This is a genomic window from Rhizobium subbaraonis (genome assembly GCF_900220975.1).
GTDB lineage: Bacteria > Pseudomonadota > Alphaproteobacteria > Rhizobiales > Rhizobiaceae > Mycoplana > Mycoplana subbaraonis.
Map to the genome: position 1 here is coordinate 1 of NZ_OBQD01000034.1, position 16,345 is coordinate 16,345.

At 61.2% G+C, this 16,345-nt stretch carries 16 protein-coding genes; 10 read left to right on the top strand and 6 right to left on the bottom strand.

The annotated features are described in order from the left end of the window. Window positions 1-78 precede the first annotated feature (78 nt). From CRO48_RS28835 to CRO48_RS28860, 6 genes are all read right to left on the bottom strand, one after another. Entirely contained in the window at window positions 79-498 is a 420-nt protein-coding gene (locus CRO48_RS28835) for a universal stress protein (protein ID WP_097143132.1), read from the bottom strand. Window positions 499-532: 34 nt separating this feature from the next. Further along, window positions 533-868, bottom strand: a complete 336-nt coding sequence (locus CRO48_RS28840) for a hypothetical protein (RefSeq protein WP_035224636.1) — start codon at window positions 866-868, stop codon at window positions 533-535. Window positions 869-1,017: 149 nt separating this feature from the next. Beyond that, the gene (gene arcC, locus CRO48_RS28845) at window positions 1,018-1,923 is read right to left on the bottom strand and encodes a carbamate kinase (RefSeq protein WP_035224638.1); all 906 of its coding nucleotides are present in this window, start codon (window positions 1,921-1,923) and stop codon (window positions 1,018-1,020) included. Between the two features lies 1 nt (window position 1,924). Next, window positions 1,925-2,926 carry an ornithine carbamoyltransferase gene (gene argF / locus CRO48_RS28850; RefSeq protein WP_035224639.1) on the bottom strand — a complete coding sequence of 334 codons (1,002 nt, stop codon included), beginning with the start codon at window positions 2,924-2,926 and terminating at the stop codon, window positions 1,925-1,927. 11 nt (window positions 2,927-2,937) lie between these two features. Next, a complete protein-coding gene (arcA, locus tag CRO48_RS28855) occupies window positions 2,938-4,164 on the bottom strand; it encodes an arginine deiminase (RefSeq protein WP_035224641.1) in 1,227 nt (408 codons plus the stop codon). A 12-nt stretch (window positions 4,165-4,176) separates the two neighbouring features. Beyond that, entirely contained in the window at window positions 4,177-5,607 is a 1,431-nt protein-coding gene (locus CRO48_RS28860) for a YfcC family protein (protein WP_035224644.1), read from the bottom strand. A gap of 186 nt (window positions 5,608-5,793) precedes the next feature. Between CRO48_RS28860 and CRO48_RS28865 the strand changes: the two genes are divergently transcribed. The 10 genes from CRO48_RS28865 to fabI all read left to right on the top strand — a co-directional run bounded on the left by CRO48_RS28865 (window position 5,794) and on the right by fabI (window position 16,320). Next, a complete protein-coding gene (locus CRO48_RS28865; protein ID WP_097143133.1) occupies window positions 5,794-6,450 on the top strand; it encodes a TetR/AcrR family transcriptional regulator in 657 nt (218 codons plus the stop codon). 83 nt (window positions 6,451-6,533) lie between these two features. Further along, window positions 6,534-6,809, top strand: a complete 276-nt coding sequence (locus CRO48_RS32715; protein WP_009450500.1) for a hypothetical protein — start codon at window positions 6,534-6,536, stop codon at window positions 6,807-6,809. Between the two features lie 115 nt (window positions 6,810-6,924). Beyond that, entirely contained in the window at window positions 6,925-8,124 is a 1,200-nt protein-coding gene (gltS, locus tag CRO48_RS28875; protein ID WP_009450499.1) for a sodium/glutamate symporter, read from the top strand. Window positions 8,125-8,161: 37 nt separating this feature from the next. Further along, the gene (locus tag CRO48_RS28880; protein WP_097143134.1) at window positions 8,162-9,331 is read left to right on the top strand and encodes an HlyD family secretion protein; all 1,170 of its coding nucleotides are present in this window, start codon (window positions 8,162-8,164) and stop codon (window positions 9,329-9,331) included. A 9-nt stretch (window positions 9,332-9,340) separates the two neighbouring features. Next, the gene (locus CRO48_RS28885; protein WP_009450497.1) at window positions 9,341-10,363 is read left to right on the top strand and encodes an FUSC family protein; all 1,023 of its coding nucleotides are present in this window, start codon (window positions 9,341-9,343) and stop codon (window positions 10,361-10,363) included. Window positions 10,364-10,690: 327 nt separating this feature from the next. Further along, a complete protein-coding gene (locus CRO48_RS28890; protein WP_245423705.1) occupies window positions 10,691-11,170 on the top strand; it encodes a TetR/AcrR family transcriptional regulator in 480 nt (159 codons plus the stop codon). Next, entirely contained in the window at window positions 11,167-12,948 is a 1,782-nt protein-coding gene (locus CRO48_RS28895; protein ID WP_009450495.1) for a PHA/PHB synthase family protein, read from the top strand. Before CRO48_RS28890 ends, CRO48_RS28895 begins: the two co-directional genes overlap by 4 nt. Before the next feature lie 7 nt (window positions 12,949-12,955). Further along, window positions 12,956-14,371, top strand: a complete 1,416-nt coding sequence (locus CRO48_RS28900; RefSeq protein ID WP_009450494.1) for a bifunctional enoyl-CoA hydratase/phosphate acetyltransferase — start codon at window positions 12,956-12,958, stop codon at window positions 14,369-14,371. Beyond that, window positions 14,368-15,543, top strand: coding sequence for an acetate/propionate family kinase (locus tag CRO48_RS28905; RefSeq protein WP_097143136.1), 1,176 nt, complete (start codon window positions 14,368-14,370; stop codon window positions 15,541-15,543). The genes CRO48_RS28900 and CRO48_RS28905 overlap by 4 nt, the downstream gene beginning before the upstream one ends. 3 nt (window positions 15,544-15,546) lie before the next feature. Further along, the gene (gene fabI / locus CRO48_RS28910; protein WP_097143137.1) at window positions 15,547-16,320 is read left to right on the top strand and encodes an enoyl-ACP reductase FabI; all 774 of its coding nucleotides are present in this window, start codon (window positions 15,547-15,549) and stop codon (window positions 16,318-16,320) included. The last annotated feature ends 25 nt before the right edge of the window (window positions 16,321-16,345 follow it).

The window sequence follows — 16,345 nt, forward strand, 5'->3', positions numbered from 1 at the left end:
CGGATGCTTCGTCATAGGACTACTCCTAGTGTTTGCACTAGGACTTCCGATGTTCACATCAACCTCGCAAGACGGCCTTCACCGGGGGCTTACGGGCAGCCCGCTCTCCCGCAGGAGAGATGTCGTCGTGCTCCCAAGCAAGGATCGGCCGTCGAATTCGTTTCGCGATATTCCCGTGACAATCAGATCGGTCTTATCCTGCAAAGCGATCTCGCGGATCTCAACGTGTGGACGACCTCGTCTCACGACGACAGTACTACTGAGCCCCTCAATGGCCGAAAGCTCATCACGCAAGAGCATGGCGCTGTGCGAAACGGCGCGTGGAAGGGACTGCGTTTCCGGCTGTTCGAAAGGGGCATCGTCGTCCTCGATAACGTGGATAACAGTCAGCCGGGCATGCCACTGAAGAGCCAACTGAATGGTGCGGACCTTTGCCCGATCGCAGCGCGCCGAGAAATCCGTTGCGAAAAGTATATGTCTCGGGGGGCTGTTCTCCATGCCGTCCTCACCTTCAGTTCGGAGCGCTCGGTTGTCAGCTATCGATGGGAGGGGCACCCGTAGGCATGCCCTGTTCGGCAGAACGAATGTGCGAAGGCCGAAATATGATGTCCGGCCTGTTTTCGATGGAAACGAATCCTTCCGAGGCGTGAAGCCATTCCTGTATCATGAGTTCCACGACTTCCTCGCGCGTGAGTGCAAGCAAATCCGCTACAGCATCCACAGCCCTGGCAAGCTCATGATCAAAGGTGACTTCGCCGGTATTCCAGGCATGAGCGGCGGCAATGAATAAGGCTTCCCTTATTTCCCGCGGCACCACCAGTGCAGCCGCCTCGTCCAGACCGATTGCCGTTTCTCCAAGATTTGACACGAACGCTCCTCGATGGCCAACACGGACCGATTTCCCCGATTTTATGCGTCAGAGCTCCTGAGCGGCAAAAAAGGAGGGCGACACCGCCGACGCCGGGCTTTCAGGGGTCTTCCCCGGCAACTGATTGGACACTTGTTTCAAGCCGTCCGTTATAACTTAACCAACGTGCCCTGGCGCCCTTCAAGGATCGCACGGGCCTCTTCAAGTCGGCCTATGCCCGCAAGTCCGCCGGTGTTTGCAAAGTCGCACGCCGCCTCCACTTTCGGCCGCATGGATCCGGCAGGAAAAGCACGGCTATCTAATTCCGCTGGCGCTATTTTCCTGATTGGCCGCGAGTCCGGTGTGCCCCAGCCTTGGTAGACGGCATCCACGTCGGTGAGCATCAGGAAGGCGTCAGCGTCGAGCGCCTTGGCAAGCAACCCGGCTGCCCTGTCCTTGTCGATAACTGCCTCAAGGCCATGAAGCGTGCCGTTTGCATCCCGGGCTACCGGGATGCCACCGCCTCCCGCGCAGATGACCGTCACGCCGGCCTCCACTAGGAGCCGGATCGTCTCGATCTGGGTGATGCGCGCGGGGAGCGGAGAGGGGACGACCCGGCGCCATCGGTCGTCCGCTTCCTCCACCATCGGCCAGCCATGGGCCTCATTCGCCTTCGCTGCCTCGTTTCGTGTATAGACCGGCCCAATCGGCTTTTCCGGCCGCGCGAAGGCGGGATCGTCTCGTTCCACCTCGATCTGGGTCAGCAACGTTGCGATTTTGGATCCTACCGCCATCGCATTGGTCAGTTCCTGTTCGACGAGATAACCGATCATGCCGACGCTCTCCGCCCCGAGGATATCGAGCGGATAGGGATCGACATCCGTGTAAGCGGCCGCCTGGAGCGCCAAAAGCCCGACCTGTGGTCCGTTTCCGTGCGCAACGACGATCTCGTGGTCGCGCGCCAGGTCGGCCAGCGCGATGGCCGCCTTACGCACATTCATGCGCTGCACGTCGGCCGTCATCGGCTCGCCGCGCTTGAGCAGCGCGTTGCCTCCCAGTGCCACCACCACCCGCATGTCACGATCCCAGCGTTGCGACCAGCAGAGCCTTGATCGTGTGCATGCGGTTTTCGGCCTGATCGAAGACGATGGAGGCTTCGGATTCGAAGACCTCTTCCGTCACTTCCATGCTGTCGACGCCGTATTGCTGGAAGATTTTCTCGCCGACCTCGGTCTCGCGGTTGTGGAACGCGGGCAGGCAGTGCATGAATTTTGCGTGCGGATTGCCTGTTGCAGTCATGATATCAGCGGTGACGCGATAAGGTGTGAGGAGTTCGATGCGCTCTTTCCAGACCGAATCCGGCTCCCCCATCGACACCCAGACATCGGTGTAGACGAAATCGCAGCCGTTGACGGCCTCGTAAGGATCTTCGGTCAGGGTGATCTTCGCACCGGTCCTGGCTGCGATCTCCTGGCACTGTCGGACCAGATCGGCCTCGGGCCAGCAGGCCTTCGGCGCGCCGAGGCGCACATCCATGCCAATCTGCGCGGCGCCGGCAAGGAGCGAGTTACCCATGTTGTTTCCGGCGTCACCGAGGAAGGCGAAGGTGACCTGCGACAGGTGCTTGCGTGTGTATTCCCGCATGGTCAGGAAATCGGCCAGGATCTGGGTCGGATGGAATTCGTCGGTCAGCCCGTTGTAGACCGGAACGCCAGCGAATGCTGCCAGTGTCTCGGCCTGCTCCTGCCCGAAGCCGCGATACTCGATGCCGTCATACATTCTTCCGAGCACGCGCGCGGTATCCTTCATCGATTCCTTCTTGCCGATCTGGGTGCCGGTCGGGCCAAGGTAGGTGACGTGCGCGCCCTGGTCGTAAGCGGCGACCTCGAAGCCAGTGCGGGTACGTGTCGAATCCTTCTCGAAGATCAGCGCGATGTTCTTGCCTTTCAGGCGCGGCTCCTCGTAGCCGCCATATTTTGCCTGTTTGAGCGATGCTGACAGCTTGAGCAGAAAGCGGATTTCGTCGGGCGTGAAATCCAGTAGCTTCAGGACGCTGCGACCTTTCAGGTTCACGGGCATGACAGGCTCCTTTAAACGGGATCTCGAACAAGCGGGCAGGTCATGCAATGACCGCCACCACGACCGCGTCCGAGCTCGGCGCCGGGCACGGTGATGACCTCTACGCCTGCCTTGCGCAGTTGGGTGTTGGTGTAGGTGTTACGGTCGTAAGCGACGACGACGCCAGGCTCGAGCGCCACAACGTTGTTACCGTCATCCCACTGCTCGCGCTCGGCGACATACGCGTCTCCGCCCGTCTCAACGACACGCAACTGTTTCAAACCCAGCACTTCGGCAGCGACGTCCACGAGCGGGTGCTCCTCCTTGCGGACATCGATTGCGCCTTCCCTCTCACCTGGGCGAATGGAATAAGGTTCGATCTTGTGGGCCACATCGGCGAAAAGTGTCACGAGATCGCGATCGCAGAAGCTGAAGACAGTATCGAGATGCATCGAGGCTCGCTCGATCGGTAGCTTGCAGGCGATCACTCTTTGCGCTCCGCCCTTCGCGAACAGGGACCGTGCGAGTTGACCGACAGCCTGTGGCGTCGTCCGCTCTCCCATACCGACGAGAACTGTCTCGTTGCCGATCGGCATGACATCGCCGCCCTCCAGCGTGGCGAGGCCGTGGTCCTTGTCAGGATCTCCCCACCAGACCGGAAAACCGGCATCGGCGAAATCGGGATGGAATCTGTAGATGGCAGCGATGTTGACGGTTTCGAGCTTTCGTGCATTCCATCGCATCGGATTGAGCGTGACGCCGCCATAAATCCAGCAGGTGGTGTCGCGTGTGAACAGGTGGTTAGGCAGTGGCGGCAGAGTAAAGTCTTCTGGACGCAACGTTTCCGAGAGCAAGCCGCCACTCTTGATCGGTAGCTCTGCCTTGCTCAGGCCACCCATCAGGATCAAGGAAAGCGCATCAGCTTCGATCTCCATAAGATGCGCCCTTAGGTCGTCTGCGAAACCAACTCCAACGGTATCGTCGGTAACGCGACGTTCGAGAAGCCATTGGCGCGCCTCGGGGATTTGTAGTGTCTCAGCAAGCATCTCCCGCAGAAATACTACCTCAACGCCGCGATGGCGCATGGCGTCCACAAAGGTCAGGTGCTCAACGCGAGCCTGCTTGACCCAGATGACGTCGTCAAAGAGCAGTTCATGGCAGTTGGAAGGGGTCAGGCGAGCGAGCGCAGCGCCGGGGCGATGGACGAGAACACGACGAAGCTTTCCGACTTCCGAGTGAACGCCATAGGTGGGAGCCATTGAAAATCTCCTTTAGGCAATGACGGTGGCGACGCTCAGGCTCGCCATGATAATGATGGTGAGGATCACGAGGAGCGGCCACATGAAGCGCAGCCACCGTTCGTAGGGTACGCGACCGATCGCCAGCGCTCCCATGACGACGGCGAAGGTCGGATTGACGAGATTCACGATGCCGTTGGCCGACTGGTAGGCGGTAACGACGTGGTCGCGGCCGACGCCGGCGAAATCGGCGACCGGTGCCATTATCGGCATAGTCAGAACCGCGAGCCCCGATGATGAAGGCACGAAAAATGACATCAGCACCTGAAGCCAGTACATCACGTTGATAAAGGCGACCTTGCCGAGGCCTGCAACCGAACCTTCGGCCCAATGCAGTATGGTGTCGGTAATCTTGCCCGCATCCATGATGACAACGATGCCGCGCGCCAGACCGATGATCAGGGCAACACCTAGAAGATCGCGGGCACCATTGACGAAGGCATCCGTAAAATTCTTCTCGCCGGTCCGGGCTATGAAGCCGACCACAATAGCGGATGCTAGGAACAGGCCACTCATTTCGCCCATCCACCAGCCGCCCTTCAGCACGCCCCAGACCATTACGGCAAACGTGAGAGCAAAGACCGCCAGCACGAGCTTGTGGGTCGTGGTAAATTCGGCTCCATCATGGTGCGCGCTGAGGAAATGCTTCTCGTTGTCTGCCTTCATGTCGTAGACAAGTGACCTGGTGGGGTCGAGCCTCACCCTCTCGGCATAGCGCATCACGTACGCGACGCAGGCGAGCCATGTCAGGCCAAGGATGACGAGCCGCAACACGAGCCCTTGCGTGAACGGCACGCCCGCGGCATCCGAAGCGATAACAGTGGCGAACGCATTGACGGTGGAACCGAGAACTCCAACGCCCGCGCCAAGCAGGATGATGGCAACAGCGGTTACCGCGTCATAGCGCGCCGCGATCATGATCGGGATGAGAAGCATATAGAAGGCCAGCGTTTCCTCGGCCATGCCGTAGGTCGTGCCGCCGAAGGCGAACAATGCCATGAGGAATGGGATCATCCATTTCTCATGGCCGTTCAGGCTACTCATGGCCCGCTCGATGCCTGCATTGATCGCGCCTGTGGCGGTCACGACACCGATAAACCCGCCGATCACCAGGACGAAGAGAGCGACGTCGATCGCGTTTGCGGTGCCGGCTGCGGGATCGTAGAAACCGCGTATCGGCGCCATGATGATGTCGAATATCCCCTGCGGCGCCGGCTCAGCGACCGCATAGGTCCCCGCGACCGGCACTTGCTTGTTCAAGGCAACATTCTGAACACGGTCGTACTGCCCGGCCGGTATGATCCATGTGAATGCGGCGACCAGAACGATCAAGCCAAAGAGGATGGTGAATGCGGTTGGGAACTGAAAACGACGTTCCTCCGGTGCTTCAGAAACAGTGCTCATACCCCCTCCCAGGAAATAGTAAACGACACCGTATCGTTTAATAAGCAAACTCGTCAAGGAAACTGCAACTGAACGAATTATCCGCTTCCGGGGGGGCGCTCCCGGCCAGTCCCTGTAACTTCATGAAGGGCGGGCTTTTGCCAAAAGCCCCTCTGTTCATAAGGCAACGTAGCAGAAAGCGCTTCAATGACGCCGACCGACAAGATCAATCATGCGCGTGTGGCGACCCCCCACGGCGGACGGCCGACACCGGCGGAGTCTGAACGGATATCGGCCCGGATCATGACGGCTGCGCGCAAGCTGTTCCTGCGAGACGGGTTTGCGCAGACGAGCATGGACGCGATCGCCGCGGAAATTGGAATTTCCAAGCGGACTCTTTATTCGCGCCATCCAGGCAAGGCCGCACTTTTCGAAGCGATTGTCCTCGATGTTGTAAACACGGGCCTATCGAATATCGTCACGGAGCAGTTGTCGGGCAAGACTCCGCGGGACAAGCTGCTGGCTTTGTCGTTGCGCATTCTAGAAGTAGCGACTGATCCGCTCATCATTTCCCTGGAAAGAGTTGTTGTTGGCGAGTCGTGGCAGTTTCCGAAGTTGGCGAGTCTCGTCGGCCAGTATGGAATGCCGCCGATCCGCGAGGAGGTAATGGCCGTGCTGCGCGACCACGGTGCAAGTGAACCCGGTCTGGCCCGTGATGCGGAGATATTCCTGTCCATCACGATGATACCGCAACTGCGGCAGGCCGTTCTTCAGCGGACGCCGCCGGGGATCGCGGGGATAGACCGGGCCGCCCTTGAACGCACCATCGATATCTTCGTCCGAGGAATTGAGATGGAACTATGAGTGGCATCCACACGATCGGAAAACGCCGCGCAATAACACGCTGGCTGCCTGTTTCGGACTGTGCTTCCCGATCTCAGGACACAATGGTTCCGAGCAGAGCCACGGTTGAAGGCGTCACGCAGGTGGGTGCGCTGGGGGCGGCGACGAGACACGCGAGCATCGATGCCGACGTTGGTCTGGGGGACCACCTCGGGGCGGGGGCGATGCAAGCAGCGCAGACCGTCGGCGTAGCGGCGAGCGTGGCCGTCAGTGCGCCGATCACTGTTTTCGAATCGACTATGCGGCGCAGCATCGGCGAGCAGGTCGAAAGACTTGGCCGCGCGGCAGGTAACGCGCTCGGATCGGCAGTAAGCCGATGACCCGAGCCTCTTCTGCAAACGCATGGAATCGAAAGGCCACCACTGGAATGGGTTGTCTGCGCACGCTTAGGGATGGTCCCGCCAGAAATCAATCAATGGAAGTCCGCCGAAAAAGATGATTCAAGTTAGCCCCTTTCTATCTTTCACGATTGCGGTCCTGCTCCTCATCGTGGGCAAGATCTTGACGATGAACATCGCGGTGCTGCGAAAGTACTCGATACCGGAGCCTGTTGTCGGCGGCATTTTGTGCGCCTTGCTAGTGGCTTTGGCCTACTGGATTGCGGGCTGGAGAATCCAGTTCGAACTCGGCGTGCGTGACCACCTGCTACTGCTGTTCTTCGCCAGCATCGGTCTGAAGTCGGATACGGCCACCCTTTTGCAGGGCGGCAGGCCGCTCATCGTGCTGCTCGCGCTCGCAACCGCGTTCATGCTCATCCAGAACGTCACGGGGATGGGGATCGCCGCATTGTTCGGGCTCGATCCGAAGGCCGGCCTGATGGTCGGGTCCGTCTCGCTGACGGGCGGGGTCGGCACCACGGTCGCCTGGGCGCCGATCTTCGTCGGGGACCTCGGGATCGCCAACGCGATGGAGCTCGGCATCGCCAGCAACACGGTCGGGCTGATCGCGGCATGTGTGATCGGCGGCCCCATGGCCGCCCTGCTGATCCGCCGCAATGGAATCGTCACCTCGGGCGACGCAGATATCGACGTCGGCGCCGCCCATGAGGAGCCGGAGCCGAAGATGGACTATTTCTGCCTGCTCTGGGCGATCCTGGCGCTCAATGTCGCGGTCATGCTCGGCATGGCGCTCGACTCCCTGATCGCGCTGACGGGCTTCAGACTCCCGACCTTCGTCAGTTGCCTGCTGGCCGGCATTGCAATCCGCAATCTGATGCCGCTGGCAGCCGGGGCGGCCATCACCCGCATCTGGCCCGGCGTGCGACAAGGATTGTCGCTTCTGTCCGACCTCTCTCTCGGCCTGTTCCTGACGATGGCGCTGATGGGCCTGCAACTGTGGCAGTTGAGCGGCGTCTTCACCTTTGTCGTCGCCGCGCTCGCGGTGCAGATCGCGCTCACGATCGTCTACACGGTTTTCATCGTCTTTCCCGCCATGGGGCGTGACTACGAAGCGGCCGTGATATCTGCCAGCTTCGGAGGCATCACGCTCGGATCCACTGCCACTGCCATCGCCAACATGACGGCCGTCACCCAGCAATATGGCGCGGCGCACAGGGCCTTCATCGTCGTGCCGCTCGTCTGCGGCTTCTTCATCGACCTCGTCAATGCGGTCGTGATCGCCATATTCGCAGGATAGCGCCGGCTACGTTTCGTCCGAACCCCAAGAGAAAAAAATGGATGATAAGAACCAACATGACCTGCCGACAGGCTCTTCTGAGGACAGGCCCGCCGACCGTGCCCCCGAAGCGTTGGCTGACGCTCCGGTCGAGGCGGGGCCGACCAGGACGGGAGTCCGGGTCGGCGTGCTCGTTATCGGGCTCATGGTCGCCTTCGTAGCCTGGTACGCCGTTTCCGACAAGCTCGCCCCCTATACCGACCGCGGCACGGTCAGCGGCTACATTGCCCGACTAGCGCCCCGTGTTTCAGGCCCGGTAATCAGCGTCCACGTTGAGGACAATACGATTGTCCAGGAGGGCGATCTTCTTTACGTGGTCGACCCGCGCCCGTTCGAGATCGCGGTCCAGCAGGCGGAAGTCGAACTCGAACAGGCGACCCAGTCGATCGACGCCTCGTCGGCGGCGCTGATCGCTGCACAGGCCAAGGTGTCGCAGGCCAGGGCCAAATTCGAAAACGCCAAGACCTCGAACGCCAGGACGCAAAGCCTTGTCCAGCGTGGTGTTGCCGCGCGGAAGCAGGAGGAAGCATCTCGCGCGGAACTCGAGGTCGCGCAGGCGGAGGTCGATGCGGCGGAGGCTGATCTGTCTAGCGCGGAAGCCGAGTTGGGGGCGGCGGGCGCCAGCAATCCGCGCATCAAGGCCGCTCGACTCAAGCTGGAAAGGGCGCAGCTCGACCTGATCTACACACGGGTCGTGGCACCGACGCTCGGCGTGGTCACGAATCTCGATCTAGCAGTCGGCCAGTACGTGAGCGCGGGTTCGGCCGCTCTCACCTTCATCGACGGAAGGGGAGCCTGGATCACGGCCGATATGCGCGAGAACCAGCTCGCCAATATCGAGCCGGGCAACAAGGTGGGCCTGCTTTTCGATGCCTTGCCGGGGCAGATTTTTACCGGGACCGTACACAGCGTCGGCTGGGGCATCGATACCGGACGGACCGCATCCAGCGGTCTGGTGCAGAACGAGCCGGAAACGCGCTGGTTCGAGCCGGCCCGCCGGTTTCCCGTGCGCATTGAACTCGATCGAGCGCTTTCGGAATGGCCTCGCACCGTCAGGGTGGGCGCGAAGGCCACCGTCGTGGTCTACGCCGCAGGCGAAAGCAATCCGTCAGCGTGGATCGCAATGGCCCTGCACCGCGCCCAGTCGCTTCTGTCCTATCTGTATTGAGGTGGGGCCATGTATGTTTCGCCCCGGCCGAGCTTTCGCGACGACCCAAATTTTCCTTTGCGCATGGCGCTGCTTGCGGTGATCTCGGTGGGCGCGATACCCTTTGTCATGCCCTCTATGCCGGCGCTGATGGCGGCCCTGCCGTTTGGCCTGATGGCCGGCATGCGCAAGGCCTTCGATCCGAAGAAAGCCATAGGAGGTCCTCTGGCGCTCATCATGATGATTTGGTTGGCAAGCGGCGTGCTCACCCTTCTCATGTCTTGGCCGGTGGCGTTCCTGATCGCGGTCGGCAGCCTCTATTTCGTCGCGTTCTATCTCATCCAGAGCACCGGCAACCCGATGGGGATGCTGATCCTGGTGTCCGTTGGCCTCGCCTCTATCCTGGGTATGAACTCCATCACTGCGCTCGACGCCCTAAGTGATTCGGTGGTCGAGGCGGGCATCCTCGCATTGATCGCGATTCCGGTCCTTTACCTCCTCATTCCGCCGGCTACCCAGGAGAAAATGATCGACGAATATACGCCCGCACCGGGCAATCACGTGCGATCGGCGCTCATCCGGGCGGTCGTCCTGCTCGGGCTCAGCTTCTGGCTCTACAGCTTCATCGATATGTCCAACATGATGATGGCGATCGCCGCGATATTCGTGCTGTGTTTCCCGACACGCGAGCAGTTGTTTGCAGAGGCCCGGGAACGGATCTTTGCGACGGTGCTAGGTGCATCCGCAGCGGGTGTCGCCCTGTTCCTGATGACCCTGAACGCCCATTTCTTCATGCTGGTCGGTCTGGTCTTTCTCACGGTGCTGTATTTCGCCACCATGATGATGATCGGCCGCCATCCTCCGATGGTCTACCAGTTCAGCGCATCGGCCGCTCTGTCACTGATCGTTGGTGCCCTTACCACGCAGGAACCTTCCTATGCAGCGTTAACCCGCCTGGCACTGACCTTCGTCGGAACCGCAGTCGCAGCGCTGATGACGGCGACGCTCGAAAGCATGGCCAATGCGTGGGAACGACCAACCCTGCGGCGCTGAACGAAAGCAAGGGTTTGAACATTTTAAATGACTCGCGATCAAGCGCTCCTCTCTCAAGGTAATTTGGCGCGATTACTCCGAGTTTGTGAAAAAACGCGAAACGAAGAGCACATCACAGCGTCGGTCATCGGCTGTTGACTGCCTTTCGTTGCGCCGATAGACTGGACAACCGTTTATTTGGAGAAATTATGCCCAACCGAATGATCCGGCCCGTCCCGGAAGACACCACCCGTGAGCGCATCCTGAAAGCCGCGATACTTCGCTTCTCCACCCACTCCTATGGAGGAAACCGGGTTGCGAGACATTGCCGCCGATGTCGGTGTCGACATGGCCTATGTTCATCGTTCCTTCGGTTCGAAGGAAGAGCTGTTCCGGGCAGCAGTCAAGGCGATACTTCAACCGGAGGCCTGGCTCGTCGGCGAGGCGAGCGAGTTGCATATGACGCTCGCGCAAGACATCCTCGCTGAGAAGGGCGCCAACGAAATCCGGCCTTTTGACATCCTTGCCCGTTCGTTTTCCAGTCCCGAGGCCTCGCGTGTTTTTCGCGAGCTTATAGACGACGGGTTTGTCAAGCCGTTTGCTTCCAAATGCCTGCTCATGTCCGAGCAGCGCGCGTCCATGGTCGCCGCGTTCCTGGCCGGCGTCAGCATCCTTCGTGACGTCATCGGTACGCCAGCGCTGCAGAGTGGTGGAAATGATCGTGAACTGATGGCTCTGGTCTCCCAGGTCGTCGAGTTCATCATGAACGAAGACAAGGGATGTCAAACCATGACGACCGCCGTGCCGATCAGTCGGGAGCCGCAATGAATGATTTGAGCCGGCGAGACATCAAGGCGGCGGACGCCCGCCACGACACTTTCGACACGGAAACCTACCGCGCAATCGATCGGATGCGCGAGGCGCTGAGCGCGCGGATGACTGGCGGGCTTTCTCCGGCGGCACTGGCGCTGGCCTTGTTCGACTGGTCGATCCATCTGGCCTCGGCGCCTGGAAAGCGTCTGGAACTTACCGACAAGGCCGTGCGGAAAAGCGCCCGGCTGTCGGGTTATCTCTGCGCCGCCAGTCTCGATGACGACACTCCATGCTGCATCGAGCCCTTGCCGGGCGACTACCGCTTCACCGGGGAGGCGTGGAAGGAACTCCCCTATGCGGCCTATGCTCAGGCGTTCCTGCTCGCCCAGCAGTGGTGGCACAATGCGACACGGGAGGTGCCAGGCGTCGCTCCTCACCACGAGGACGTGGTCTCCTTCGCCGCGCGGCAAGTGCTCGACATGTTCTCGCCATCCAACAATCCGTTCACCAATCCCGAGGTGATCAACAAAACCATCGCCACTGGTGGGGCAAACTTCCTCGCGGGGTTTCAGAACTGGTTCGAAGATATCAACAGGCTTGCGGGCGGTCGCCCGCCCGCGGGCACGGAAGGGTTCGTACCGGGGCGGGATGTCGCGGTCACTCCCGGAAAGGTCATCTTCCGAAACCATCTGATCGAACTGATCCAGTACAGTCCCACAACCGACACCGTTATGGCGGAGCCGGTGCTGATCGTGCCTGCCTGGATCATGAAATACTACATCCTTGACCTGTCGCCGGAGAATTCCCTGGTGCGCTATCTGGTCGGGCAGGGGCACACGGTCTTCGCCGTTTCCTGGCGAAACCCTGGGGCAGACGATCGCGATCTCACGCTGGACGATTATCGCCGTTTGGGTGTCATGGCCGCGCTCGACGTGATCGCCGCCATCGTTCCCGACAGCAGGATCCATGCGACGGGCTATTGCCTGGGTGGCACGCTTCTCGCGATCGCGGCGGCTGCGATGGGGCGCGCCGGCGACGGGAGGCTGGCAACGCTCACCCTTTTCGCAGCCCAGACGGATTTTTCCGAACCCGGCGAACTGGCGCTCTTCATCGACCCGAGCCAGATGCATTTCCTCGAAAGCATGATGTGGGATCGGGGTTATCTGTCGGCGGACCAGATGGCGGGTGCCTTTCAGATATTGAAGAGCAACGACCTCGTCTGGTCGCGACTGGTCCACGACTATCTCATGGGCGAACGCACGCGGATGAACGACCTTATGGCGTGGAATGCCGATTCCACGCGCATGCCCTATCGGATGCATGCTGAATATCTGCAACGCCTCTACCTCGACAACGAGCTTGCAACCGGCCGCTTCATGGTCGATGGCCGTCCGGCGGCGCTGCAAAATATCCGCGTGCCGATGTTCGTCGTGGGAACGGAACGCGATCATGTCGCGCCATGGAGATCGGTCTACAAGATCCACCAGCTAGCCGATACCGATGTTACCTTCGTTCTCGCCAGCGGCGGGCACAATGCAGGCATTGTCAGCGAGCCGGGCCATCGCGGTCGCCGTTATCGCATCGCGACCAGACTGGCAGTCGACATCTGCCTTGGCCCCGGCGAATGGGCAGCAGAGGCTGAGGCCCGGAACGGTTCCTGGTGGGAGGCCTGGCTGCCGTGGCTTGCCGCGCACTCAGGTAAGGATCGTGTTGACCCGCCTTCACTCGGTGCCGCCGACAAGGGCTTTCCTGCCATCGCCGAGGCGCCCGGCGCCTACGTATTCCAGAAGTGAGAGGGTGATGACCGACAGCTTGCTGACAAATCATACCTTCGCCGATTTACAGGTCGGCGATACCGCAAGCCTCACACGGGTCGCAGGGGATAACAACATCGATCTGCTGGCGGCGATGGCCGGTGGCAACAGGCTGGCTCCCGGTGACGCGGCAGCGAAGGCAACGACCCTCTTCAACGATATCGTTGCCAACGGGCTTTGGACGGGCGCGCTGGTCTCGCGCGTGATCGGGACAAGGCTTCCGGGGCCTGGGACGATCTATCTGGGACAGGATTTTCGCTTCGTGAAGCCGGTCGCCTCCGGCGACACGATCACGGCAACCGTGCGGGTTGTTCGCAAGAACCCCGAAAACCGGACGGTTGCGCTGGAGACAATCTGCGCCAATCAAAAAGCCGAACATGTCCTAACCGGCACGGCCATGGTGATCGCGCCCGACAAGTCGATCGAATGGACCGAAGCGTCGTCCTCCGTCGCATTGCCGGATACGAAACGTGCAAGCCGCTATGAAGGCTTTGTGGCGGAAGCCCACGGTTTGCCCCCGGTGCGGGCGGCCATCGTTCACCCATGCTCTGCCGGAGCAATCCTGGCTGCGGTCGAGGTCCGCCAACAGGGCCTGTTCGACCCGCTGCTGGTCGGGCCGGAAGCGAAGATCCGCGCCGCGGCCGAAGCCGCAGGGATCGATCTCGGCGACATGGCGATCGAGGATGTTCCCCATAGTCATGCCGCAGCCGCGCGCGCTGTCGAACTCGCGGTCGGCCGTGCGGTATCGGTTCTGGTCAAGGGCAGCCTGCATACCGACGAGCTTCTAGGTGCCGTCATCGCCACCGGGTCCGGTCTCAGGACGGAGCGGCGCATCAGCCACGTCTTCGCGTTCGACGTCCCGGCCTATGGCAAGCCGCTGATCGTCACCGATGCCGCGATCAACATTCAGCCGACGCTCGACCAAAAACGCGACATCTGCCAGAACGCCATCGACCTTCTTCGGACTCTTGGTGTCGATGAGCCGCGCGTGGCGGTGCTCGCAGCGGTCGAGACCGTCAATGCGAAGATGCCGTCGACTCTCGACGCCGCCGCGCTGACAGTGATGGCGGCGCGTGGTCAGATCACGGGCGGGCGTGTCGATGGCCCGCTTGCCTTCGACAACGCCATCGACCTTGATGCGGCGAAGACGAAGGGCATTGTCTCCCCGGTCGCGGGTGAGGCCGACATTTTGCTCGTGCCGGATCTTGAAGCCGGCAACATGCTCGCCAAGCAACTGATTTATTTCGCGGGGGCGACGGCGGCTGGCATCGTGCTCGGCGCCCGTGTGCCGATCGTACTGACCAGTCGCTCCGATCCGCTTTCGGCACGCATCGCCTCGGCAACGCTCGCAAGACTGCTCGTCGCCCGCAACCAGGTGCCCGGGGCGGGGGCCATCTCATGAGCCGGCAACTGCTTGTCACCTTCAATGCCGGCTCCTCCACGGTCAAGATCGGCCTGTTCGCCATTGAAGGCGGTGGCCTCACGCGAGTCGGCAAGGGAATGATCGATTTCCGCAAGGCCCCGTTGCGCTTCGAGCTTTCCGAAGGCCCGGATCGCTTCGATGTCGAGCTGGAAGCCAAAGCGGAGGAAGAATTGGACGAGGTCTTGCGCGAAGCGTTCGATCGGCTGTCCTGGCACTATGATTTGTCCGGCATCGCCGCTATCGGCCACCGCGTTGTGCACGGCGGTGACTTGTTTGACGGACCGGTGCTCATCAACGATCAGGCGATGTCGCAGATGGAAGCGCTGATACCGCTTGCGCCGCTCCATCAGCCCCAGGCGCTGCGCCTTGTCCGGGCGATCGCGCGCCTTCGTCCGGAAATCAGGCAGACCGCCTCCTTCGACACGGCTTTCCATCGCACGCATGCCGAGGTCGTCCGCCGCTTCGCCCTGCCGAGGCGGCTCTACGAAGAGGGTATCAAACGCTATGGCTTCCACGGCCTTTCCTATCGATCGATTGCCGACCAGCTTCTCAAGAACTGGCCAGAGCAGGCTTCGGGCAAGGTCGTCGTCGCCCATCTCGGCTCCGGCGCCAGCCTTTGCGCGATGGACAACTGCGTCAGCCGTGACACCAGTATGGGTTTTTCGACGCTGGACGGCGTGCCGATGGCGACGCGCTGCGGGGCGCTCGATGCCGGCGTGGTCATACACCTTTTAAAGGCCGGTCGCGATCCCGACGAAATCGAGGATCTCCTTTATCACCGCTCCGGTCTCTTGGGCGTGTCCGGCATCAGCGCCGACAGCCGCGTGCTCCTGGAAAGCGATGAGGGCCAGGCGAAGGAAGCAATCGAGCTGTTCACCTTCAGGATCGCCGGCGAGATCGCCCGGCTTGGCACGACGCTCGGCGGTCTCGACACGCTGGTGTTCACGGCCGGCATCGGCGAGCACCAGCCGGCAATCAGGGCCGATATCTGCACGCGGCTGATGTGGCTGGGCATCGACCTTGACCCTGAAGCAAACGCCGACAACCGGACGGTCATCAGCAGTCCTGCCAGCCGTCTGACCGTCCTCGTGATTCCGACCGATGAGGAGCAGGTGATCGCCACCGAAGCCCTAAGAATCGCGGGAGGCTGAGCGATGGCGGCAATCGTCGATCTGTTCGGAAAGCGTGGCCTCGTGGTTGGCATCGCCAACGATTCCTCTATCGCAGCTGGCTGTGCAGCCGCGTTCAAGGCCGCCGGCGCGGATCTGGCGGTCACCTATCTCAACGACAAGGCGGTTCCGTTCGTGCGCCCGGTCGCCGATGCCCTGGGCGCGTCGCTGTTCATGCCCTGCGACGTTCGCATTGAGGGGCAGCTCGAGGCGGTGTTCGACACGATAGGAGTTGAATGGGGCGGTCTCGATTTTCTGCTTCACTCGATCGCTTTCGCGCCGCGAGAGGACTTGCGGACGAGCATCGTCAACTGCTCGGCCGAAGGCTTTGCCCAGGCCATGGATATATCGTGCCATTCCTTCATCCGGATGGCTCGCCTCGCCGTCCCGCTGATGAAGGAAGGCGGGTCGCTGATAACCGTCAGCTTTTTCGGAGCTGAGCGCGTCGTCGACAACTACAATCTGATGGGATCGGTGAAGGCCGCGCTGGAAGCAAGCGTACGCTACCTGGCCGCGGATCTCGCAGCGCAGGACATCCGCGCCCATTGCCTGTCCACCGGGCCGATCGCCACCAGGGCGTCCTCGGGTATCGAGCGTTTCGACGAGCTCATCGACACGGTGCGGGAGCGCACGCCATCGCGCCGCCTTGTGAGCATCGCTGAGGTCGGGCGTATCGCCGCCTTCCTGGCAAGCGAGGCGGCAACGCCTCTGTCGGGGTCGGTGGTCTACGCCGATAACGGCTTCCACATCACGGCCTAGCCAGAAGACTGGCTGCCGGCAGACT

Bases quoted from the DNA above. Each gene is read 5' to 3' on its own strand.
- CRO48_RS28865 (WP_097143133.1), top strand. From the start codon at position 5,794: ATGACGCCGACCGACAAGATCAATCATGCGCGTGTGGCGACCCCCCAC.
- CRO48_RS28900 (WP_009450494.1), top strand. From the start codon at position 12,956: ATGACCGACAGCTTGCTGACAAATCATACCTTCGCCGATTTACAGGTC.
- arcC (WP_035224638.1), bottom strand. From the start codon at position 1,923: ATGCGGGTGGTGGTGGCACTGGGAGGCAACGCGCTGCTCAAGCGCGGC.
- CRO48_RS28885 (WP_009450497.1), top strand. From the start codon at position 9,341: ATGTATGTTTCGCCCCGGCCGAGCTTTCGCGACGACCCAAATTTTCCT.
- CRO48_RS28890 (WP_245423705.1), top strand. From the start codon at position 10,691: ATGGCCTATGTTCATCGTTCCTTCGGTTCGAAGGAAGAGCTGTTCCGG.
- argF (WP_035224639.1), bottom strand. From the start codon at position 2,926: ATGCCCGTGAACCTGAAAGGTCGCAGCGTCCTGAAGCTACTGGATTTC.
- gltS (WP_009450499.1), top strand. From the start codon at position 6,925: ATGATTCAAGTTAGCCCCTTTCTATCTTTCACGATTGCGGTCCTGCTC.
- arcA (WP_035224641.1), bottom strand. From the start codon at position 4,164: ATGGCTCCCACCTATGGCGTTCACTCGGAAGTCGGAAAGCTTCGTCGT.
- CRO48_RS28905 (WP_097143136.1), top strand. From the start codon at position 14,368: ATGAGCCGGCAACTGCTTGTCACCTTCAATGCCGGCTCCTCCACGGTC.
- CRO48_RS28860 (WP_035224644.1), bottom strand. From the start codon at position 5,607: ATGAGCACTGTTTCTGAAGCACCGGAGGAACGTCGTTTTCAGTTCCCA.
- fabI (WP_097143137.1), top strand. From the start codon at position 15,547: ATGGCGGCAATCGTCGATCTGTTCGGAAAGCGTGGCCTCGTGGTTGGC.
- CRO48_RS28895 (WP_009450495.1), top strand. From the start codon at position 11,167: ATGAATGATTTGAGCCGGCGAGACATCAAGGCGGCGGACGCCCGCCAC.
- CRO48_RS28880 (WP_097143134.1), top strand. From the start codon at position 8,162: ATGGATGATAAGAACCAACATGACCTGCCGACAGGCTCTTCTGAGGAC.
- CRO48_RS28835 (WP_097143132.1), bottom strand. From the start codon at position 498: ATGGAGAACAGCCCCCCGAGACATATACTTTTCGCAACGGATTTCTCG.
- CRO48_RS32715 (WP_009450500.1), top strand. From the start codon at position 6,534: ATGGTTCCGAGCAGAGCCACGGTTGAAGGCGTCACGCAGGTGGGTGCG.